Below are 20,866 nucleotides of genomic sequence, written 5' to 3' on the forward strand. Positions count from 1 at the left end.
TGCCCACCGAGCACAACCACCGCGTCGTCCGGTACCAGGACGCCTCCCCCACCCCGGGAATCGGCGCTTTCGCGGCCACGGCCGCCGAAGCACCGGACACGCTGACCCACGCCACCTTCCACAACCCCGTCGTCACGGCCGATCTCTGCAACAACCCCGCGCTGTGGCGGCCGGAGATCCCCGCCGCCAACGGCGTCCTCGACGCCAGGTCACTGGCCCGGCTCTACTCCACCGTGGTGGACGGTCCGCTGCGCGTCGTGTCCCCCCTCTCCGTCGACCGGGTCCGCCATCAGCAGGTCCACGGGACCGACGAGGTCCTGGTGGACCAACCGACCCGCTTCGGCACGGCCTTCGGGCTCTCGTCCCCACGACAGCCCATGCTCGGCTCCGGCTCGTTCGGCCACGACGTCCTCGGCGGACACCTGGCCTTCGCCCACCCGGAATCCGGTATCGCGTTCGCCTTCCTCACCAACCGGGCCATCCCCGACCCCACGCCCCACACCCGGCTGTGGCGCCTGCCGTCGGCGGTGACCGCGGCGCTGTGACGAGTGTGCTGTGCCGCGAGTCAGGTCGCCGATGCCGGACCGGGCGGAAGGTGCACCGTCATGATCAGGTGGCAGGTCTCGGTACCGGCGCCGCGGTAGGTGTGCGGGGTGTCGCCGTCGAACGTGGCGGTCTGGCCGGCTTCGACGGTGTGCTCGCTGCCGTCGACGACCAGAGTCATCCGGCCGACGGTGACGCTGACGGTCTCCACGACCCCGGCCTGGTGGGGATGGCTGGGGTACTCCTCGCCCGGTTCCAGTCGCCAACGCCAGACCTCGACCGGAGCCGGCCCCGACGTCGTCAGCACGAGCCGGGCCTCGCCACCCCGCTCGCCCGTCCACAGGGGCGCCACGGCATCGGCCGCGACGACGCGTACACGCCCTTCGGGCGAGCCCTGCATCAGGGCGGACACCGAGATGCCCAGGGTGTCGGCCAGCCGGACCAGGGTGGCCAGGTTGGGGTTGCCCTGGGCCTTCTCCAGTCCCACGAGGGCGCCCTTGCTGACCTGGGCGCGACGGCTGAGTTCGTCCAGGGACAGGCCCGCGCGGACGCGTGCCGCCCGGACGTTGTGCGCGACCGTTCGCAGCGCTGCGGCTGTCTCCGTCACCTGGTCACCTTCCTTGCCGCTGGGCATTCCACTGCACCGTACGGTCGATCGGTTGTGACCTTCGGTCGATTTAATGTACGGTGTGGTCGTTCCACTGAATGGTAAGGGATTGCGCCGTGATCGCTCTGCTGCTGGCCCTGGGCAGCTCACTCGCGTACGGATGCGCCGACTTCCTCGGCGGTCTCGGCGCCCGGAAAGCCCATGTGCTGCGTACCGTGATGGTCGCCGCCCCGGCCAGCCTCGCGGTCGAGCTGCTGCTGTGGCCACTGCTCGGCGCCTCCTTCGGCCCCGGAGCCCTGGGCTGGGGTGCCGCCTCGGGCGTCGCCTCGGCCGCCGCGTTCGCCCTGCTGTACCGCACCCTGGCGATCGGCCCGATGAACGTGCTGTCACCCGTGACCGCGCTGGTGTCCGCCGCGCTGCCCGTCGGCGTCGGCCTGCTGCAGGGCGAGCACCTGGCAGCCACCGGGCTGCTGGGTCTGCCGCTCGCGCTGGTCGCGGTGGTGCTGGTCAGCGCCGGACACGGCGCGGGCTCGACGCGCCCCTCCCGTACGGCGCTGCTGCTGGCCTTCGGCGCGGGCGCCGCCATCGCCCTGCAGCTGGTCTTCCTGCACCAGGCGCCGTCCGACAGCGGGGTGGCCCCGCTGATCGTGGGCCGGGCCGTCTCCACGGCCATCACCCTGGCCGCGGCCGGGCTGATGCACCGCAGGCTGGGCCCCGAGCGCCCCGCGTACGCACTCTCGGCGACCGCCGGCGTGCTGGACTCCGTCGCGAACCTGCTGTTCCTGCTCTCCGCCCGCAGCGGAGACCTCACCGTCGTCGCCGTCATCACCGCCCTCTACCCGGCCGGCACCGTCCTGCTCGCCCGTGGCGTGCTCGCCGAACGCATACACCGCGCCCAGCTCGCCGGCCTCGGCACCGCCGCCGTCGCTGTCAGCCTCCTCGCCCTGACCTGAGCGGGCCCGCACAACCAAGGAGAAGAGAATGCTGGTCCACCCCTGGGACGCCGGCCTGGACGAGGCCGAGTGGCAGACCTGGATCGCCGACGGCCACGACTTCGGGCAGCTCAGCGTCAACGGCCTGCCGGGCCACCCGCCCATGGTCGTCCCCACCCACTTCACCTGCGACGGCAGCCACCTCCTGGTCCACCTCGCCAAGCCCAACCCGGTCTGGCAGGCGATCGAGCAGGACCCGAACGTCGTCTTCACCGTCATCGGCGACTACGCCTTCGTCCCGGGCCCATGGCGCGCCAAGCCCGGCATCCCGCCCACCGACGGCGTCCCCACCAGCTACTACGCGGCCGTCCAGTTCACCTGCCGCGCCGAGATCGTCGACGACCCCGAGGCCAAGGCCGAGCTGCTGCGCCGCCAGCTCGCGCACTTCCAGCCCGACGGCGACCACGCACCCGTCGCCGTCGACCAGCCGCCCTACGGCCGGATGCTGCCCGGCATCCGCGGCCTGCGCCTCGAAGTCACCGACGTACGGGCCAAGTTCAAGTACGACGACCACAGGCCCGTCGAACACCGCAGCACGGTCGCCGAGCGCCTCACCGAGCGGGGCCAGGGCCTGGACGTGCCCACCGCACGCCAGCAGCTGCGCCGCCTCGACCGCATCGGTCCCTGGAAGTCCTGACCGCGCTCCTCACCGCCCGCCCGCAGGAAACGGAAACGCCGCCCATGCCCGCCTTCCGCATCGCCCCCGCCGTCGCCGAAGCCTTCCCCGACACCCTGATCGCCCTGGTCACCGCCACCGGCCTGCGCGGCCGTGAGTCCTGGCCGCACACCGCCGCCGCCGTGGAGGAACTGGAGCAAGAGCTCGCCGACGGCACCTGGCACCCCGCCGACGAGACCGACCCCCGCATCGAGGCCTGGCACACCGCCTACCGCTCCTTCGGCACGAACCCCCGCCGGATCCGCCCCAGCGTCGACGCGCTCGGCCGCCGCCTCGCCAAGAAGGGGAGCCTGCCGCGCATCAACCCGGCCGTCGACTCCTACAACGCCGTCTCCGTCCGGCACGGCCTGCCCGCCGGCGCCTTCGACCTCGACCACGTCACCGGCGACGTCGACATCCGCCACGCGGACGGCACCGAGTCCTTCACTCCACTCGGCGAACCCGACACCGTCGAACACCCCAAGCCCGGCGAGATCACCTACACCGACACCACCGGCGTCCTGACCCGCCACTGGAACCACCGCGACGCCCACCGCACCCGCGTCACCGAGGACTCCACGCACGTCGCCTTCGTCATCGAAACCCTCCACGCCGACCGCGACGGCGAGCTTCTCAAGTTCGCGGCCGACGACCTGCAGGGTCTGCTCGACCCGCACGCCGAACAGACCGCCGTGCACTTCATCAGCCCGGCACAGCCCCAGGTCACCACCTGAGACCCGAGAGGCCTCACGTCGCCTATCCGGGACTCCCCTCCCACCCACAACATCAGCTCGCCGAGCGGCAGTTCGCCGGGCAGGGCTTCGGCGCGCTGATCGCGTTCGCTCTCGACGCCGATCACGACACCCGCAACGCCTTCGTCAACAGCCTGCGGCTGATCACCTCAGCGGTGTCCCTGGGCCACGACGAGACGCTCATCGTCCACGAGGACGCTCCCGCCGACCGCGCCGCCATGTTCCCCGAGGTGTTCCGCACCCACGGCCTGCTGCGCCTGGCGGTGGGACTCGAAGACCCCGACGACCTCATCGCGGACCTGGCCACGGCCCTGGACACGGCGATGCCCGCGCCCTGGCCCGACCCCCCGGGGCTGCCCACGCGCTGATACCCGGCACAGTCGAAACCAGCACAGCAGCGCGGACGCGCGCACGCGAGGGGCCTGTCGAGAAGCGGCGACGAAGTGACACTGCGCATCCATGGCGAGAGCCCTCGCCCGACCCCGCCTGGGTTCCGGCAGTCACCCAACGGTTCGCCCGCGGCCCCGGTCGGGGAGCACCAGGGGGCAGTCTCAGGGCCCGACTTCGCCGCCGCCTCGCATGACGAGTCTGCTGGGCACGGTGACGAGGCGTGGCGGCGTGGCGGCGTCGGTGATCCGGTCGAGGGCCAGGCGGGCGGCCTGCCGGCCGACCTCCTGCGGGTCGCGGACCACCGCGGAGACGCCGAGTCCCTTGGTCAGGTCCGTCTCGTCGAGGCCGATGAAGGCGAAGGCGTGGCGCCCGGCGAGCCGTTCGGCGAGGACGCCCGTACTGATGCCAAGGTTCTGCGCGAGTACGGCCGTGGGAGGGGCGAGCTGGTGGAGCAGTCGGATCACCGCGTCCCGCGCCCGCTCGGGGGTGGCCAGGTCGCCGACCACCAGCAGCGGGTCCTCCTCGATCCCGGCCTGGGCGAGTGCGTTGCGACAGCCGTTGAGCCGCTGGGCGCTGCGGAAGGAGCCGAGGCGGCCGGCGAGCGCGGCGATACGGCGGTGTCCGAGTCGGAGGAGGTGCTCCGTGGCCTGCTGGACGGCTCGGTCGTCGTCCTGCCCCGCACGAAGACGTGGAGGTGGCGGGTCAGGCTCTCCATGACCTGCCGCAGCCGCTGGTCCTTGGTCTCCCAGAAGCTCTCCACCACCGCGTCGGTGGCGGTCTCGACGGTGAAGTCCACTGGCGGTCCTAACCTTTCGGGGTGTTCTGGCCGTTGAGGTGGTCGGTGAACCAGTCGCCGGTGAGCGCGTCGCGTTCGGCCGCGTGGTTGTAGAGGGTGTGCTCGCCGTCGGGCCAGATGCGGACGGTCGCGGCGGCGGGGTCGGCGGCGCGCAAGAAGGGTTCCTGGTCCTCGTAGTGGGCCAGGGGGTCCTGGCCGCCGTGCAGCAGGAGCAGGGGGCAGGTGATGGGGTGCTTGTCCGGGTCGAAGCGCAGGGCGTCCATGACCTCGGTCACCCGGTCCGGGTCGTCGGTGCCGACGACGGCGGCCATCTGTTCGCGGGCGGTGCGGAATTCGGGGACCGTGGGCGCGGCCGGGGCGCCGTTGACCACCACCGCGCCGACGCGTGTATCAGCGGCGGCCAGGTGGGCGGCGAACAGGCCGCCGAAGCTGACGCCCTGCACCCCGATCGCGCCGCCGAGGCGGGGATCGGCCTCGACCAGGTCGACGAAGCGGGCGAAGCCCTCGGTGACGCGTTCGTCGACGTACAGTCCGTGACGGAGCCGCGACTCGCCCTGACCCGGACCCTCCGCGAGCAGGCAGGCCAGGCCGCGCGAGGTGTAGGCGTCGGCGACCGGCAGGTACGCGGCGCCCCAGCCGCTCAGCCCGCCCCAGAGGATGACGGTGGCCTGGGCCCCGCCGGTCGGCGGCAAGCACAACCAGCCGCCGAGCAGCCCGTCGCGATGCGGGATCTCCACGCGTTCCACGGCGGGTGCCAGAGCGGCGGTCGCGGCGGTGTGCCGGGCGTACAGATCCCGTTTTTCCGCGGTGTCGGTCTGGTGCGCCATCTGCGCGAACATCAGGGCCGCGGAGGCGAACCGGTACGCCTGCCGGGCGGTCGTGCGGTGCCCCGACTCCTCAGCCAGGCGGGCCCGTTGCAGCTGTGTCCGCGCGATGGCCGCGCCGGCGTGCTGCCACGGTGTCCCGGCCGCGGTGTCGGCGAGCAGGCGGCGGGCGTCAGCCGGGTCCATGCCGCAGTCGGTGAGCCGCGTGAAGGGCATGGCCCGGTGCTGGGCCGCCACCAGCGGCGGCAGAGGAGCCGTCCCGGGGACCGCGGCCGTCATACGACCGCCTTGGCCGTGCCGGACAGGGCGTCGTCCAGGTCGTCCACGAGCGCGCCGAGGTCCGCGCCGTCGGCCGCCGCGCCGAACAGCACGAAGTCGGGGCGTGCCAGGTAGGCGACCGCGCCGAGTCGCTGGAGGTACTCATGGTGCCGACCGTCGAGGTCGTCGACGGTGTCGAGGGCGACCATGGTGCAGCCCAGGCGCGTCAGCCTGGCGAGCCGGTCGGGGCCGAGGGCGGTGGTGGGGTCCTCGGTGGTGACCAGGGTGAAGCCGTATCCGGTGAGGTCGTCGAAGCGTCCCGTGCGGCCGTCGGCGAGGCGGACGCGGCCCTGGGGGGTGAGGGTGCCGACGGGCGCGTCCCCGTCCGGCCTGAGAACTCCGCCCGCAAGGGGCGGGAACGGGGGCGGCGGGGGTACCTTGCCCGCGAAGAAGGCCGCGTCCCGGGCCGCCGCTGCCTCGACGTCGTGGGTGTTGGCGACCTTGCCGAGGCCGATCGCCATGTGGGTGAGGGCGGTGACGTGCGGGCGGCGCTCGCTCTCGTAGGTGTCCAGCAGATCCTCGGGAGCCAGGCCACCGAGGACGAGGTGGAGTTTCCAGGCGAGGTTGGTGGCGTCGCGCAGACCGCTGCACGCGCCCTGGCCGAGGTAGGGGGGCATGGTGTGGGCGGCGTCGCCGGCCAGGAAGACCCTCCCGGTGCGCCAGCGGGTGGCGATGCGGGCCTCGAAGCCGTAGACGAGCTGTCGAGTGATCCGTACGTCGTCCGGTCCCAGGTCGTGGTAGTCGCGCAGCAGCCGCCAGGCCGTCTCCGGCGCGGTCATCTCCTCTCGGGACTCGTCCGGCAGCAGGGCGAACTCGAAGCGCTGGCGGGTGGTGCCGATGTTGATGGTCATGTGGCCGCGCGCGGGATCGCAGTACTGGGTGCCGTAGGCGAACTCCGGGGGCTGGGGTCGCAGCCACTCGGTGTCGATGTTGACCCACTGCTCGTTGAACCCGAGATCCTCGCGCCCCACCCCGAGTAGATCCCGTACCCCGCTGCGGCTGCCGTCGGCGGCGATCACATAGCGGGCCAGGACCTCGTCGCGCGGGCCATCCGCACAGCTGGTCTCGGCGTTCCAGCCGCACAGGCGGAGGGTGACGCCGTCGTCGTCCTGGTCGAGGCCGGTGACCGCCCAGCCCTGGCGGACGTCGACCGTGCCGTAACCGCGCAACCGCTTGTCGATCGCGTGCTCCACGTCCGGCTGGTACATGGAGATGTGGTCCGGATATCCCATCGGGCCGTCGGGGTTGGCCGGGATGCGCACGAGCGTCTCGCCCTTGCCGTTGACCCACAGGTACTCGCACGGGGACGAGTCCCGCAGCGCGTCGTCGGCATCACCCGCCGCCTGGACGGTACGTGCGGTCTCGTCGTCGATGTGGGTGAGCCGGGGCAGCCCGTACAGGGCCGGCCAGCGTTCGCAGACCACCACCCGGTGGCCGAGCCGGCCGAGCAGGGACGCCGCGGCGAGTCCGGTCGGACCGTAGCCGACGACCGCGATGTCATAGTGCGGAGCCATCGGACACCTCCAGAGACAGCCCCGCGCCGTTGCGAGGGGTCGTGGTGGGATGGGAGAGGGGTGCGGCTCGACTGTGCGGTGCGTGCCGCAGCTCTGTGTGAATCTAGATTCACAGTTAGAGTGAAGCGAGATTCACACAACAGCAACATGGACGTCAAGAGCCCGGTCGATAAACTGCGCAGATGACCGAGTCCCCCACCCGCAGGCCCGCCGCCCTCCGTGAAGGCAGTCGCCGTTCGCAACAGGACCTCATGCAGGCCGGGTACGCGCTGCTCGAAGAGGGTGGAGTGGACGCGCTGACCGTGGCCGCGGTCGCCGAACGGGCCGGCATGGCGGTCGGCAGCATCTACCGCCGGTTCGGCGACAAGGAAGGACTCCTGCTGGCCATCCAGCACGCCTTCACCGAGAACCTCCAGGCCGAGATCACGGAACGGATGTCCGTCGAGCGGCTGCGCCTCCTGCGCGATCCGGCCGTGGCGATCGCCGAAGCGGTCGGCGCGATCACCGACGCCTTCCGGGCACACGAGGCCCTGTTGCGCGTCTTCCTGCTGCTCGGCACCCGGCACGAAGCGGTCCGGGTCGAGGGCTCGCGCGTCAGCGTCGAGGGCAACCGCAACTTCGCCGAGGCTCTGCGCCACATCCCCTTCGCACACCCGGATCCCGCGGCCGCGCTGGACTTCGCCTTCCGCCTGGTCTACGCCACGATCGCGCACCGCGTCACCCAGGGCGAGTTCCTGGAGTCCGACCGCCCGCTGCCCTGGAGCGAGCTGCGCAGCCACCTCCAGACCGCGGTCATCTCCTACCTCCTCGGCACCCCAGAAGGCCGCTGACCGCCCGGCTCGCCGTCGCACACGAGTGCGTGCACGGGGCTTGACGCGACGGGATCGGTTGCGAGCTCCCGCTCACCACAAGTGTGAGCGCTGACTCACATAGGTTCACTCTCTTCGTCTCCCACACCCTCGTGCCGACGGCTCAGCCCCTCTCCCCTCCCCGGAACTCCGTCGTGGCCCGAGCAACTCGAAGGAGAGGAGAGTCGTCGGTGCGTGCCCACGGTCCTTCCGCGCTACGAGCACGTGCGCGCGGCTCTGCCGACCACGAGCGCTTCTCGTCCGCGCACGGCGTCGGCTACGAGGACCCGTTCAACGCCCAGATGAAGGGCACCGTGCCGGCCAGTGACCCGCCGGACCACACCCCGCTGCGGGCCCTGCTGTCCGACAAGTTGGCCCCCAAGGCCCTGGCGGGGCTCCGCGCCCGGATCACCGCTCTCGCGGACTCGCGGCCGAACTCGTCGCCGACGCCGTGGCCAAGGGCGGCTTCGACGCCGTGACGGATCTCGGCGCGGTGTTCCCCGTGACCCTGATCACTGACCTGATCGGGCTCACCGAGGAAGCGCGGGGTCCGTGGCCGTCGTTCGCGGACGCGGCGTTCAACACCTTCGGCCCGTCAACGCCCACGCCCAGGCATCCATCCCCTTCGTCAGCCAGATGTTCGGGTACCTCAACACGGTGACGGTGCCGGAGAATCTCCGCCCGGACGGCTGGGACGCCGCCATATACCAGGCCGCGGACCGGGGGACACCGAGGCCACCTCCGGGCGGGACCCCTGCCGCTCAGCGTATTCCACACATGTTCCCGGAAGAGGAGACCGGAAGAGGAGATCAGGCCATGTGCGGTGATCGTCAGGTTCCCACGTTTGCCTGCCGCATCGACTGCCGCTTCCGTGGCGCCTGACTTCGACTCTGGAGCGGTGGGTGTGTATCGAGATGCGAGCACGCTAGTACGCGGCCGGAACCAACTGGGACAACTTGCGGTAAACCAGCGGACCCGAAGCGTCACTTCGGGCGTCGGCGCGGATGCGCTTCGACCTCGTCCGGTGGCTTTCGGTGGCGCCGACGAGGCCGGTTGGATCACTCCGGGGCGGGGTCGTCCCGGGCGCCAGGTGGCTCGGCGGACGTCGACGACGAGCGGTGGGCGGTGATCATCCTGCCACTGCTGTCCCGCCGGCCCAAGACCGTTGCCGCGGCGCTGAGCACAACGGACGCCGCAAGTAGTTGGCCTGTCCAACAAGGCCACCGGTAAGGTCGTCCATGTGACAGGGGAAGAGGCGACGTCAGGAAAGTCGGGAGCGGCGTCCGGCAGGCAGCAGCGCCGGAGGCACCCCGGTGATCCCGGTCGTCAGCGCGACCCGGTGGGCACCCGGCGGGCCATTCTGGCCGCCGCCGGCGCGGAGTTCGCCGCCCACGGTTTCGACGAGGCCCGGGTCGTGCGGATCGCGGAGTCGGCCGGCGTCAGCCATCAGCTGATCACTTACTACTTCGGGGGCAAGCGCGGGCTGTACGAGGCGCTGAGCGATCAGTGGCTCGAGGAGTCCATGCGCGTCAGCCAGGCCCGTACCTTCGCGGATGCCGCGCGGCGCTACGTCCACTGGGCGCATGAGGATCCCGCGTGGGTGCACACGCTGACACGCGAAGAGCCCGGCACGCGCCCGCCCGCCGAGGACGAGCGGGCCGCCGAGTTGTTCAAGCATGTCGAGGAACTCCGCGAGCGGCAGGCGCGCGGTGAATTCCGGAGCGACCTCGACGTGGGGGCCGTGGCCCTCGTCTTCTTCGCCGCCTCGATCGCTCCGGTGGCCATCCCGTGGATCGCCCGTGAACTCGGCCAACAGGACCCAGAATCACCGGAGTTCATCGACCACTACGCGGAGCAGGTGGGCCGGATCGTCACCGCGCTCGCCGAAGCGACACAGGCGACACAGGACGAGGGCTCGCCGGTGGACGGCGAGCCCCAGGACTGACGACCACCGGATCCCTGGGTTCCGGGAGTCCGTGCGCCGCTCAGCCCGGCGGCAGCCGCCGGGCCATCTGGAGGTGCGCCAGCTGCCAGCCGCCCGCCTCGGCCGCCACCCAGACCCGGGTGACGGCGGCCTGGATGACGAACGGGGTCAGCTCGGGCACGAAGGCGACCCGCATCTCCTGCAGACAGCTGACCACGGCCGTGGTGCCGAAGCGCTGGACGGTCACGTCGTAGGTGTCCACCTGACTGGTGCGGCCCAGGCGTGCCGCGTACCGCAGCCAGTCCTCCACCCCGTGGATGTGGCCCACCGCAGAGTGCACGATCACGCAGCCGGGGTGCAGCAGGGCACGGATGGCCTGCTCCGGTTCGGGGAGCGTCTGCGCGGCGAGCCAGGCGGCCTCGGCCTCCTCGACCGTGGCGGGGACGGGGGCAGCGGCGGCGAGGTCTTTCGCCACGGGCGCCTCTGTCGCTGAGTCGGTCACAGTTCCAGCTCCAGGATCGGGGACTTCGACCGGGACGAGCACGGGGTGAACAGACCCTCCCCGCGCTCCTCGTCGGTCAGGACGTCGTCCCGGTGGTCGGGCTCACCGGCGCGCACCCGCACGATGCATTCGCCGCAGATGCCCTGTCCACACGAGTTGGGCGCCTCGACGCCGTTCGCCAGCAGGACGTCCAGGACGCTCTGGTCCTCGGGAACGAGGTACTCCGCTCCCGTGGAGGACAGACGCACGGTGAATCCGCCCTCCCCTCCCCCGCCGGGCTCGGCCGCGACCGGGGGCGAGGCGCTGAAGCGCTCCTTGTGCAGGGCGGACGCGGGCCATCCGAGCTCGGCCGCCCGCCCCAGCGCGAAGTCCATGAACCCGCCGGGGCCGCAGACGTAGATCGCGGTCCCGGGAGCGGGTTCCCCCAAGTCGCTTCCCAGATCCAGGCGTTGCTCCGGGGGCTCGTCGTCGAAGTGAAGGGTGACCCGCGGGTGGTTCTCCAGGTCGGCGAGGAAGGCGGCCTCGCTCCGGCTGCGGGCGCAGTAGTGCAGGTGGTAGTCGCCCCCGGTGGCGTCGAGGCTCTGGGCCATCGACAGCAGCGGGGTGATGCCGATGCCGCCCGCGAGAAGCAGGTGCCGGCGCGCGGACGTCAGGCCGAAGCGGTTGCGCGGCGCGGCGATGCGCAGCGTGTCGCCCTCGGCGAGGGCGTGCATGGCGCGTGAACCGCCGCGCGAGGCGGGTTCGTCGAGGACCGCGAGCCGGTACTGCTTGCGGATGCCCGGTGGTCCGCACAGGGAGTACTGCCGGATCAGTCCCGCCGTACCGACCTGTACGTCGATGTGGGCGCCCGGCTCGTACTCCCACAGCTCGTCGCCGTCGGCCCGGGCGAGGTCGAAGACCGCGATTCTCGGCGTGGCGTCGTACCGGGCCACGACGACCGCGTCCGTCCAGGTGGTGCTCACGCTTCGGTCACGCCCCTGCCGCCGTGGGCGCTGCCGCCCGGTCCGTCCCCGTGGGCGCCTCCGGTCGGGTGACGAGGCCGGCCTCCACACGGCGGACCGGCTCGCCGGGGGTGGCGACGCCGAGCGGGGTGCGTCCGGCCTCGACGTCGTCCAGCATCGTGCGCAGCATGCGCCGGAGCATGACGACGCCCTTGTCGGACGGCGCCAGGGTCTCCTCGGAGTGCTGGGTGATGGGGCCCTGTGACCACTGGGCCTCGTAGTCGCCGGGGAAGCGCTGTTTCTCCTCCTCACTCAGCTGCCAGCCGTCCTTGCCGTTCTGCTTGATGCCGAACATGAAGGACGTGGCCCGCCCGGGGTCGGCGGAGCGGATGGAGAAGACCAGCCGGTGGTGTGTGTCGTCGACGGGGACCACCCAGATCAGCATGTCGTTGCGGACGTCGGGCGTCGAGCTGATGAAGTCGGGCAGGGCGACGATGTTCGGCAGCATGCACTCCACCGACCACTCCAGGTCCACGAGCGCGCCGCCGGCACCCTTGGTGTCCTGGTAGCGCCAGATGTACCTCACGCCGTTGTCGGTGCGGTGGTAGCTGGTGCGCTCCGCGGCGGTGCGGTGGTCGTAGTAGCTGTCGGGAAAGCCGGTCGTGCCGGTGCCCTCGAACTGGTACCCGCTGTGGTTGGAGTGGAGCCACGCCGCGTGCACGGGGTCGACGGCGTTCTCGAACAGCTGGAGCCAGTTGTAGTCCTGCTCCAGGCCGATGACCTCGGCGCCGGGCACCATCCAGCTGGTGTGGTAGCTCTCGCCCTCGCCCAGCGGTTCCAGGCTGTCGTAGCGCGGCAGCGGGGGCTTGAGCTCGGCCGGCCCCATGTAGACGAAGACCAGGCCGTACCGCTCCTCTACCGGATACCACGGCTGACGTGCGAGATTGCGGCGCTTGCCGCCGTCGAGTTCGCAGGCCTGGTCCAGGCAGTGGCCCTGCACGTCGAACTTCCAGCCGTGGTAGCAGCAGCGGATGCCGTCCTCCTCGATACGGCCGTAGTAGAGGCTGCTGCCACGATGTGCGCAGCGCTCGAAGACGACACCGGGGCGGCCCTGGCCGTCCCGGAAAACAACCAGGTTCTCACCCAGCAGGCGGGCGCGGTGGGGAACGTCGCTGGTGAGCGCGGTGGAGCTGGCGATCGGGTGCCAGTGGCGGCGCAGGGTCTCGCCCATCGGGGTGCCGGGACCGACCTCGGTCAGGCGGGCGTCGTGGGAGGAGGGCTTGCGCCCGTAGCCGGTTCCCGTGTCGGTCATGGTCGGGTCGGTCATGCTGAACCATCTCCTCGGCATTGAGGCGGCGGGGACTCGTGGAAACGGCCACCGGAGCGGTGGGGAAAGGTGCGGCCGGTCTGCGGTCGAGGCTCCTTCTGCAGTCCCGTCCGGAGTGGTCGCACGAGCGTGCGGCGGCTCTTCCCGCACGGCTCGGACAGGCGCGGCAAGCGGTACGGCCTGTGTGTCGCTTCTGCCGTTGTACGAGCCTGATGAAAAACTGTCAATGGCTCTGACCTGGTTTGATGAATTACTTGCAGACCTCTGTCGGATCGCCGAGCGTCCTGTTACGTTGACCCGACGCTGAGGCGACTAGCCGCTCGCGGTCCCCTTCCTGCCGCCTCGCGATCACATCCCCAGAACGCGCCGCGCGAGCGACCACCTCCCCGACTCGCCCACTCCCCCGCCTCCACCGCGCGTTCGCCCCAGGTCGAAGGAGACGACGATGTCTGGACCTTCCACATGAACACCGGACGCGACACCGAGTACGACTACGTCGTCGTCGGCGCGGGTTCGGCCGGCTGTGTCGTGGCCGCACGCCTCGCGGCCGACGCCGGTACGAAAGTGCTGCTGATAGAGGCGGGACCACCCGCCGATCGTCAGCTGCTCGTTCAACTGCCCCTCGGAGTAGGGCTGTTGTCAGGCCGCAAGGAGATCAGCTGGGGATACGAGTCGGAGCCCGAGCCGGGACTGGACGGCAGACGCATCCCGGTCCCCCGGGGCCGGCTGGTCGGCGGGACCGGTTCGATCAACGGCTCGACCCACGTCCGCGCGCACCGCCTCGACTACGACGACTGGGTCAAGGAAGGTGCGACGGGCTGGGGCTGGGACGATCTGCTGCCGTACTTCCGCCGCTCGGAGAGCAGCTGGCGCGGAGACACCGAGCACCACGGCGGATACGGACCCGTCACCGTCTCGACCAACGTCCGAAGGGGCCCGTTCGGCCGGCGGCTCGACCGCGCCGCCCGCTCGCTGGGCATCGAGTTCCCGGACGACACCCAGAGCGGCGACCCCACCGGCGCCGGCCAGATCGAGACCGCCATCCACCGCGGCCGACGGCACAGCACCGCCGCCGCCTACCTGCGCCCCACACTGCGGCGACGCCCGAACCTCACCCTGCTCACCGGGGTACTGGTGGACACGATCGTGCTGGAGAACGGACGCGCGAGAGGCGTCCGGGTCGTGAAGGACGGACAGCGCCGCGTGGTCCGAGCGGCCCGAGAGGTCGTGCTGTGCGCGGGCACGTACAACTCGCCGCAGCTGCTGATGCGCTCAGGCATCGGCCCGGCGGATCACCTGCGCGAGCTCGGTGTCGACCCGGTGGTGGACCTTCCCGGCATCGGGGCCAACCTGCAGGAGCATCCGGCGGCGCCCGTGCTGTTCGACGTCAAGGATCCGGTGACCTTCCACGAGCACCTGCGCGCCGACCGGCTGGTGCGGAGCGCGGTCCGCTGGTTCGCCACCGGAAGCGGTCCGCTGGCCCTGATGCCCGAGTTCCTGTCCGCCTACGTCCGCACCCGACCCGATCTGGACCGCCCCGACGGGTTCCTCGGCATCATCGGCGGCGGATTCGGCGCCCGGCCCTGGTTCCCCGGCATCCGGCCGCTGAAGGACCGCCACTGCCTGGCCCTCAACGCCGTCGCGACCCCCCGCAGCCGCGGCGAGGTCCGGCTGCGCTCCACCGATCCGAGCGCCCCTCCGCGCATCACGTTCAACCTGCTCACCGAGCCGGCGGACGTGGCCGCCCTGCGGGAGACCATGCGCACCACGCTGGCCGTCCTGCGCTCTCCCGAGGTCGCCCCGGTGATCACGGCGGAACTCGCACCGGGCGCCGGCGTGCGCACGGACGAGGACTTCGAGCGCTATCTGCGGCAGAACGGCATGCCCGGCAACCACGCCTGCGGCACCTGCGCCATCGGCACCTCCGAAAACGCGGTCGTCGACCCCGACCTGCGGGTGCGCGGCGTCGAGGGACTGCGCGTGGTCGACGCGTCGGTGCTGCCGAACGTGCCCGGGGCGAACATCAACGCCACCGTCGTGGCCGTCGCCGAGAGGGCGTCGGACCTGATCCGCGGTGTCCCGGTCGCCTCGGGCGCCGAGGTCACCCCGCTTCGCGAGAGGACCCCAGGATGAGGGAACCGCTGACCTACTCCATCGCGCACGGCTCGGCCGAGGCCGCTCTGGAGGCCGCCCGCTCCGAGGGTGCGCGGATCTGCGTGGTGGTCGTCAACCGCAGCGGCATCACCAAGGTGCTGCTCAGCGACGACGGGGTGGGCCCCATCGGGGTCGAGACCGCGCGCCGCAAGGCCTACACCGCCGCGGTCACCGGCATGCCGACCGCCGCGTTCGCCGACTTCGCCGCCGCACCCGCGATGGCGGTCGCGCCCGTGCACCTCGTCGACGCCGGTCTCCTCCCGGTACCGGGCGGCGTGCCGATCACCGTGGACGACGGCGAGGTCATCGGCGGCATCGGGGTGGGGGGCGCCGACGGGGCCACCGACGACCGCCTCGCCGTGGAGGCGCTGAAGAGCATCGCGACGCTGCTGGCGTAAGCGCGAACAGACACGCCCTGCCTCAAGGGACATCAGCACAAGGAGCAGATGATGATCGAAAACACCCTGGTGGTCGAGGGCGTGGCCCACGACTACAACTTCCTGCCCGAGAACTGCGTCAATCCGGCCTTCGGCCGCGCGATCGGCGAGCACATGTACCACCAGCACCAGAAGTTCGGCGGGCCCGGCTACGCCATCCAGAAGTCGCTGTACCTGGACCACGGCGCGGGCGCCGAGACCATCGGACGGTCGATCCTGGCGGAGAGCCAGTCCGACGTCATCGTCTACCACGAGACACCGATCTACGGACACTTCCGCGACGGCGGCTCCGCGCTGTCCACCGGCCTGGAGATGCGAGAGCTCTGGCCGAACAGGGTGCTGGTCTACGGAGCGGTGTCCCCGCTGCGGCCGGGTGCGGAGGACAGGGTCGACGAACTGGTCGACGAGCACAAGGTGAACGCTCTCAAGCTGTACCCGATCGACCTGGTCGAGGGCCGGGTCACCTCGCTGGACATGAGTGATCCGGAGGTGTGCTTCCCGGTGTTCGAGCGGGCCCGGGAGCGCGGGCTCAAGGTCGTGGGGATCCACAAGGCGCTCCCGGTCGGGCCCGGGCCGGCCCACGCGCTGCGGATCGACGACATCGAGGGGGCCGCGGCGGCGTTTCCCGACCTGACCTTCGAGGTGGTGCACGGCGGGCTGGCGTTCGTCGAGGAGACGGCGATGCTGATGGAGTGCGCCCCGAACGTGGTGGTCAACCTGGAGGTGACCTCCGCGCTGGCGCGCACCGCGCCGCGCCGGTTCGCCGAGGCGATGGGCGCCTTCCTCGCGGTGCCCGGCGGCGCCCGGCGCGTCATCTGGGGCACCGGAGTCATCGCGGCCCATCCGCGCCCGCTGATCGAGGCCTTCTGGGATCTCGAGACACCGCAGGACCTGATCGAGGAACGCGGCGTGGAGCCGCTGACCAAGGAAGCCAAGAAGGACATCCTCGGCCGCAACTTCCTGCGCCTGCATGGCATCGACGAGGACAAGCTGCGGGCCACGATCGCCGGCGACGAGTTCGACACCGACGAACTGGCGGCTCCATGGGGCGGCAGGGTCGAGCCCGAGCCGGTGGCGGCGGCGTGATGAGCGGCGTCACCGAGGCGCGGGTCCGGGAGGTGCTCAACGGGATCGTCGACCCGTGCAGCATCACCGCGGGTGTCCCGGCCGGTATGGACGACATGGGCCTGATCAGTGACATCCAGATCCATGACGACGGCGCGGGTGGTCAGCAGGTCAGCGTGAAGTTCGGGCTCACCGATCCCACCTGCATGCTGCTGGGCTCCTTCGCCAACTCGGCCAGGGAGCGCCTCGCCGAGCTGCCAGGTGTCACCGCGGTCGACGTCACGCTGGACCACGACATGGAGTGGACGCCTGACATGCTGGACCCGCACTACCAGCGGCGGCTCGCCGAACACCGCGCAAGCAGGCGTCGCACACTCCCGCTCCTGGCCGTGACCGCGAGGGGACGAGCCGGTGACCAGTGAGACGGCCTCCGACCTCACGGCCGTACGGGCGAACAACGCCGACGTCATGGGCCGTTTCATGGAGGGACTCAGCCGGGCACCGCAGCCGCCCGAGAGGATCGACCCGGCTGACGTCCGGGTGGTGCGCAACCTCGTGTTCAGCACACCGCCCGACACCACGGATCTGCGCATGGACCTGTACCTGCCGCAGTCCGCACCGGCCCCCGTCCCCGTGATCGTGTGGCTCGCGGGAGGCGGCTGGCGCATGCAACGGCGCGGCTACGGGCCGCGGTTGACCCGGCTCTTCGCCGAACGCGGATACGCCATGGCGGACATCGAGTACCGGTCCTCCGAGGCCGCCGTCTGGCCGGCCCAACTGCACGACGTCATCGCCGCGTTGCGCCACCTGCACGACATCGCGGACATCCATGGCCTGGACATGGCGTCGGTCGGGCTGTGGGGCAGCTCCGCCGGCGCGCACCTGGCGCTGCTGGCGGCGTTCACGGCCGACGGCTCCGTTCCGTTTCCGGGCGTACGAGCCGTGGTGGCGGGCTATCCCCCGACAGATCTGCTGCACCTCAACGACGACGCCCTGCCCGGCGGAGTGCTGGGCGTCGATCCCTCCGACCCGGCCTGGGGCCTCCTGGGCGGGCGCCCGTCGGACCGGGCCGCCACCGCCGTGGAGGCCAGCCCGGCCCGGCAGGCCCATCAGCGTGTGCCGCCCGTGCTCCTGCTGCACGGCGACGCCGACCTCCTCGTCGGCCCGGCCCAGAGCCGCCGGCTCCACGACGCGCTGCTCGCCGTGGGCGCCGAGTCCCATCTGCTGCTGGTGCACGGCGCCGACCACGGCTTCCTCAACACGGGCGACTGGGAACTGCACCCCATGACGGCCACCGTGCACTCCTCACGCGCCCCGGACGTCGAAGGTTCCGTGCTGCTGACCCCGGCACTGATCGAGCGCTTCTTCGACCACCACCTGCGAATGGACCCCTGGAATGCCTGAAACACCACCGCGCTACGACGACGTCGGCCGCGCCCTCTCCCGCTTCGCCCTCGCCGCCGTCTTCGTCTCCGGAGGCCGCCACGTGTGGCGGCACCCGGACGGCCCCGCGCAGGGGGCGGCGACCTTCCTGAAGCGGTGCCGCCGTGCGGTGCCGCTCCTGGACCGGTTCTCCGACCGCCAGCTGGTCCGCACCAACGCGGCCGTCCACCTGACCGCCGGAGCCGCGCTGGCGGCCGGCATCGCCCCCGCGGCCTGCGCGACGGCGCTCGCCGGTTCGCTGGTGCCCACGACCCTCGCGGCCTTCCCCTTCTGGACCCAGCCCGACGGCCCTCAACGCGCCCGCCAGCAGGGCGACTTCCTCAAGAACCTCGCCCTCGCCGGCGGCCTGCTCGCGGTCGTCGTCAACGACGGGCGGCGAACCCGGCGCAGCCTCGGATAAGCGGTCGTCACCGTGACCAAGGTCCCCGCGCCCGACGGACAAGAGGCGGCCGCCGACCCCACAGGGCCCTCCGCCCCCGGCGTGTCCCCTCGCCGGACGCGGGGCGTACTCCTGGTGATGTGCGGCGCCGTGATGTGCGTCCAGTCGCTGGTCGCCGCCATCAACCTCGCGATACCCAAGTTGTCGGCGAGCGACCTGCACCCGTCGCCCACCCAGCTGCTGTGGATCGTCGACTCCTACGTCATCGTCTTCGCGGCTCTGCTGGTCCCCGCCGGGGCATTGGGCGACCGTCTCGGCCGCAAGAGCGCCCTCCTGTGCGGTCTGGGGCTGTTCGCCGCGGGCGCCGTCGCGTCCGCACTCGCTCCGAGCGTGGCCCTGTTGCTCACCGGCCGGGCGCTTGCCGGGCTCGGCGCGGCGCTGCTCATGCCGGCCTCCATGTCCCTGCTGCTGCACGGCATCCCTGCCGGGCGGCGTGCCACCGCCGTCGCGATCTGGGGCGCCTCGCAGCCGGTGGGCGGCGTGCTGGGCAACGCGGGCGGCGCACTGATCCTGCAGTACCTTCCCTGGCGTGCGCTCTTCTGGGTCTACGTACCGATAGCCCTCATGTTGCTGGTCTGCGCGGCGTACGTCGCGCCGCGCCCCGCCCGCACTCCGACCGGACTCCACGCTCCGGGCTCGGCCCTGCTGGTCACGGGGTGTGTCGCCCTGCTGTTCGGCATCATCGAGGGCCCGGCCCGCGGCTGGACGTCGGTGGGCGTCCTCGGTGCCTTCGGTGTGGCCGCCGTCGTGCTGACCGGCTTCGTCCTGACGGAGCTGCACACGGAGCAGCCCATCCTGGATCCCCGCCTCTTTCGCGTGCGTCCGGTGCGTTCGGGAACCATCGGCGTGGCCGCCGTCTTCTTCGGCATGTTCGCCCTCTTCTTCGTCCACGCCCAGTTCCTCCAGTACGCCAAGGGCTTCACCCCGCTCCAGGCGGGACTGGGCGGGCTGCCCCTGGCGGCGGGAATCGTCGTGGCGACCCGGATCGGCCTGCGGTGGACCGACCGCTGGGGCGCCCGGTGGACCGTGCCCACGGGACTGCTGCTCGTCGGCGCCGGGCTGCTCGTACTGTCCACGGCGACCGTCACCACACCCTTCCCCCTGCTCACCGCGTACACGCTGGTCACGGCGCTCGGCAATGGCCTGGCGCTGCCCGCACTCTCGCACGCCGTCGTCAGCGGACTACCGCCGCACCGGGTGGGCGTCGGGTCGGGACTCAACAGCGCCGCCCGGGAGTTCGGCAGCGCGCTCGGCGTCGCCGTGGTCGGCACGGCCATCGCCACCGGCTTCTCCTCCCGCCTCCCGCCGTCGATCGGCGCCGCCGGAACGACGCCGACCGAGGCCTTCGCCGCCGCCGCGCGGACGGGAACCCAGGCCCGGACCGCCGTCGCGGAGGCCTTCGCCCATGCCGTCGCCGTGGGCTACCGCGTCACCGCAGGCGTTCTGCTGGTGCTCACCGTCGTAGTCGCCGTGGGAATGCGGGCTACCCGCGCCACCGACCGAGCCACCCCTGCCCTCCCTGTGACGTCCCCGCGACGACAGGCCGAGAGGAATCCGGCAACCGCGCCGCCCTCAGGAGGAACCGAAGCATGACCACCACTCCCCCAGTGTCCGATCGGTAGCGTCAGGTCGAGGACGAGCTGGTCCGCACGGTGCTCGCGTCATTCGAGAACACGCCCGATCCCCGGCTCAGGGAAGTGATGCAGGCCCTGGTGCGGCACGTGCACGGCTTCATCCGCGAGGTCCGCCTGACCGAAGCCGAATGGCAGCACGCCATCGACTTCCTCACCGCAGCCGGACACATCACCACCGACCGCCGCCAGGAATTCGTCCTGCTCTCGGACGTCCTCGGTGCCTCCATGCAGACCATCAACGTCAATCACGAGGCCACCGCAGGTGCCACCGAGGCCACCGTGGTCGGCCCGTTCTTCGTCGAAGGCTCCCCCGAGATCCCCATCGGCGGCGACGTGCAGTACGACCACGGCCAACTCGCCGGCCGGGCCTGCCTGTTCACCGATGACCAGGGTGACTACGCCTTCTGGGAGCTCACTCCCACGCCGTACCCGATCCCGCACGACGGGCCTGTGGGAGCCCTGCTCGACGAGACCGGACGCTCGCCGCTGCGCGCTTCCGACCTGCGCTTCATGGCCACCGGACCCGGCCTGCGCACCCTCGTCACCCACATCTTCGTCGACGGCGACCACCTGCTGGACTCCGACGCCGTGTTCGGTGTCAAGGACTCCCTCGTCAAGCGATTCGAACGGCATCCGGGCGGCACCCCCACCCCCGACGGGCGCGACCTGTCCGGGCAGAGCTGGTCCCGCGTGCGGTTCGACATCGTGCTCGCCCCGCGGCGGTCATGACGACTGCCGCCGATACCGGATGCCTTCTGTCA

At 71.5% G+C, this 20,866-nt stretch carries 23 protein-coding genes; 16 read left to right on the forward strand and 7 right to left on the reverse strand.

The genetic code is table 11. The annotated features are described in order from the left end of the window. The first annotated feature begins 59 nt into the window (after nucleotides 1-59). Nucleotides 60-545, forward strand: coding sequence for a serine hydrolase (locus tag ACFY6U_RS11965; RefSeq protein ID WP_390037631.1), 486 nt, complete (start codon nucleotides 60-62; stop codon nucleotides 543-545). A 20-nt stretch (nucleotides 546-565) separates the two neighbouring features. On the opposite strand, the gene ACFY6U_RS11970 is transcribed toward ACFY6U_RS11965, so the two are convergent. Beyond that, on the reverse strand, nucleotides 566-1,150 hold the full coding sequence (locus ACFY6U_RS11970) for a helix-turn-helix domain-containing protein (RefSeq protein ID WP_384565886.1): 585 nt from the start codon (nucleotides 1,148-1,150) through the stop codon (nucleotides 566-568). 116 nt (nucleotides 1,151-1,266) lie between these two features. On the opposite strand from ACFY6U_RS11970, the gene ACFY6U_RS11975 reads away from it, so the two are divergent. From ACFY6U_RS11975 to ACFY6U_RS11990, 4 genes are read left to right on the forward strand one after another with little or no spacing between them, the layout of a single operon-like run. After that, nucleotides 1,267-2,103, forward strand: a complete 837-nt coding sequence (locus ACFY6U_RS11975) for an EamA family transporter (protein ID WP_390037163.1) — start codon at nucleotides 1,267-1,269, stop codon at nucleotides 2,101-2,103. 28 nt (nucleotides 2,104-2,131) lie between these two features. Further along, complete coding sequence (locus tag ACFY6U_RS11980; protein ID WP_384565892.1) at nucleotides 2,132-2,779, forward strand: FMN-binding negative transcriptional regulator; 648 nt, start codon at nucleotides 2,132-2,134, stop codon at nucleotides 2,777-2,779. Nucleotides 2,780-2,823: 44 nt separating this feature from the next. Further along, nucleotides 2,824-3,531: a B3/4 domain-containing protein gene (locus ACFY6U_RS11985; protein WP_390037165.1), complete on the forward strand. Its 708-nt coding sequence runs from the start codon at nucleotides 2,824-2,826 to the stop codon at nucleotides 3,529-3,531. After that, complete coding sequence (locus ACFY6U_RS11990) at nucleotides 3,528-3,917, forward strand: PLP-dependent transferase (RefSeq protein ID WP_390037633.1); 390 nt, start codon at nucleotides 3,528-3,530, stop codon at nucleotides 3,915-3,917. The genes ACFY6U_RS11985 and ACFY6U_RS11990 overlap by 4 nt, the downstream gene beginning before the upstream one ends. Nucleotides 3,918-4,100: 183 nt before the next feature. Here ACFY6U_RS11990 and ACFY6U_RS11995 read toward each other — a convergent pair whose 3' ends face one another. From ACFY6U_RS11995 to ACFY6U_RS12005, 3 genes are read right to left on the reverse strand one after another with little or no spacing between them, the layout of a single operon-like run. Continuing rightward, complete coding sequence (locus ACFY6U_RS11995) at nucleotides 4,101-4,688, reverse strand: substrate-binding domain-containing protein (protein WP_390037635.1); 588 nt, start codon at nucleotides 4,686-4,688, stop codon at nucleotides 4,101-4,103. A 55-nt stretch (nucleotides 4,689-4,743) separates the two neighbouring features. Next, nucleotides 4,744-5,838, reverse strand: a complete 1,095-nt coding sequence (locus ACFY6U_RS12000; RefSeq protein WP_390037167.1) for an alpha/beta hydrolase family protein — start codon at nucleotides 5,836-5,838, stop codon at nucleotides 4,744-4,746. Further along, on the reverse strand, nucleotides 5,835-7,391 hold the full coding sequence (locus ACFY6U_RS12005) for a bifunctional 3-(3-hydroxy-phenyl)propionate/3-hydroxycinnamic acid hydroxylase (protein WP_390037169.1): 1,557 nt from the start codon (nucleotides 7,389-7,391) through the stop codon (nucleotides 5,835-5,837). Before ACFY6U_RS12005 ends, ACFY6U_RS12000 begins: the two co-directional genes overlap by 4 nt. Before the next feature lie 182 nt (nucleotides 7,392-7,573). Here ACFY6U_RS12005 and ACFY6U_RS12010 point away from each other — a divergent pair, with 182 nt between their 5' ends. The 3 genes from ACFY6U_RS12010 to ACFY6U_RS12020 all read left to right on the forward strand — a co-directional run bounded on the left by ACFY6U_RS12010 (nucleotide 7,574) and on the right by ACFY6U_RS12020 (nucleotide 10,184). Beyond that, entirely contained in the window at nucleotides 7,574-8,221 is a 648-nt protein-coding gene (locus ACFY6U_RS12010) for a TetR/AcrR family transcriptional regulator (protein WP_390037171.1), read from the forward strand. Between the two features lie 209 nt (nucleotides 8,222-8,430). After that, complete coding sequence (locus ACFY6U_RS12015; protein ID WP_390037173.1) at nucleotides 8,431-8,718, forward strand: hypothetical protein; 288 nt, start codon at nucleotides 8,431-8,433, stop codon at nucleotides 8,716-8,718. Nucleotides 8,719-9,479: 761 nt separating this feature from the next. Continuing rightward, nucleotides 9,480-10,184: a TetR/AcrR family transcriptional regulator gene (locus ACFY6U_RS12020; RefSeq protein ID WP_390037175.1), complete on the forward strand. Its 705-nt coding sequence runs from the start codon at nucleotides 9,480-9,482 to the stop codon at nucleotides 10,182-10,184. Between the two features lie 40 nt (nucleotides 10,185-10,224). Here ACFY6U_RS12020 and ACFY6U_RS12025 read toward each other — a convergent pair whose 3' ends face one another. The 3 genes from ACFY6U_RS12025 to ACFY6U_RS12035 are packed head-to-tail and all read right to left on the reverse strand — an operon-like array spanning nucleotide 10,225 to nucleotide 12,933. After that, nucleotides 10,225-10,638: a nuclear transport factor 2 family protein gene (locus ACFY6U_RS12025; RefSeq protein WP_390037177.1), complete on the reverse strand. Its 414-nt coding sequence runs from the start codon at nucleotides 10,636-10,638 to the stop codon at nucleotides 10,225-10,227. A gap of 23 nt (nucleotides 10,639-10,661) precedes the next feature. Then, a complete protein-coding gene (locus ACFY6U_RS12030; RefSeq protein WP_390037179.1) occupies nucleotides 10,662-11,627 on the reverse strand; it encodes a PDR/VanB family oxidoreductase in 966 nt (321 codons plus the stop codon). A 7-nt stretch (nucleotides 11,628-11,634) separates the two neighbouring features. Further along, complete coding sequence (locus tag ACFY6U_RS12035; RefSeq protein WP_390037181.1) at nucleotides 11,635-12,933, reverse strand: Rieske 2Fe-2S domain-containing protein; 1,299 nt, start codon at nucleotides 12,931-12,933, stop codon at nucleotides 11,635-11,637. Between the two features lie 462 nt (nucleotides 12,934-13,395). On the opposite strand from ACFY6U_RS12035, the gene ACFY6U_RS12040 reads away from it, so the two are divergent. The 8 genes from ACFY6U_RS12040 to ACFY6U_RS12075 are packed head-to-tail and all read left to right on the forward strand — an operon-like array spanning nucleotide 13,396 to nucleotide 20,834. Further along, on the forward strand, nucleotides 13,396-15,066 hold the full coding sequence (locus ACFY6U_RS12040) for a GMC family oxidoreductase (protein ID WP_390037183.1): 1,671 nt from the start codon (nucleotides 13,396-13,398) through the stop codon (nucleotides 15,064-15,066). Then, nucleotides 15,063-15,485 carry a heme-binding protein gene (locus tag ACFY6U_RS12045; RefSeq protein WP_390037184.1) on the forward strand — a complete coding sequence of 141 codons (423 nt, stop codon included), beginning with the start codon at nucleotides 15,063-15,065 and terminating at the stop codon, nucleotides 15,483-15,485. The genes ACFY6U_RS12040 and ACFY6U_RS12045 overlap by 4 nt, the downstream gene beginning before the upstream one ends. 48 nt (nucleotides 15,486-15,533) lie before the next feature. After that, complete coding sequence (locus ACFY6U_RS12050; protein WP_390037186.1) at nucleotides 15,534-16,610, forward strand: amidohydrolase family protein; 1,077 nt, start codon at nucleotides 15,534-15,536, stop codon at nucleotides 16,608-16,610. Next, nucleotides 16,610-17,011, forward strand: coding sequence for a metal-sulfur cluster assembly factor (locus ACFY6U_RS12055; RefSeq protein ID WP_390037188.1), 402 nt, complete (start codon nucleotides 16,610-16,612; stop codon nucleotides 17,009-17,011). The genes ACFY6U_RS12050 and ACFY6U_RS12055 overlap by 1 nt, the downstream gene beginning before the upstream one ends. Then, nucleotides 17,001-17,993: an alpha/beta hydrolase fold domain-containing protein gene (locus ACFY6U_RS12060; protein WP_390037190.1), complete on the forward strand. Its 993-nt coding sequence runs from the start codon at nucleotides 17,001-17,003 to the stop codon at nucleotides 17,991-17,993. Before ACFY6U_RS12055 ends, ACFY6U_RS12060 begins: the two co-directional genes overlap by 11 nt. Beyond that, complete coding sequence (locus tag ACFY6U_RS12065) at nucleotides 17,986-18,432, forward strand: hypothetical protein (protein WP_390037192.1); 447 nt, start codon at nucleotides 17,986-17,988, stop codon at nucleotides 18,430-18,432. The genes ACFY6U_RS12060 and ACFY6U_RS12065 overlap by 8 nt, the downstream gene beginning before the upstream one ends. 12 nt (nucleotides 18,433-18,444) lie before the next feature. After that, nucleotides 18,445-20,064 (forward strand): MFS transporter, encoded by a 1,620-nt coding sequence (locus ACFY6U_RS12070; RefSeq protein ID WP_390037196.1) that lies wholly within the window; start codon nucleotides 18,445-18,447, stop codon nucleotides 20,062-20,064. Between the two features lie 47 nt (nucleotides 20,065-20,111). Continuing rightward, nucleotides 20,112-20,834, forward strand: a complete 723-nt coding sequence (locus ACFY6U_RS12075; RefSeq protein ID WP_390037637.1) for a dioxygenase — start codon at nucleotides 20,112-20,114, stop codon at nucleotides 20,832-20,834. The last annotated feature ends 32 nt before the right edge of the window (nucleotides 20,835-20,866 follow it).

Origin of the sequence: Streptomyces sp. NPDC013157, from assembly GCF_042899865.1 — a bacterium.
Taxonomy (GTDB): domain Bacteria; phylum Actinomycetota; class Actinomycetes; order Streptomycetales; family Streptomycetaceae; genus Streptomyces.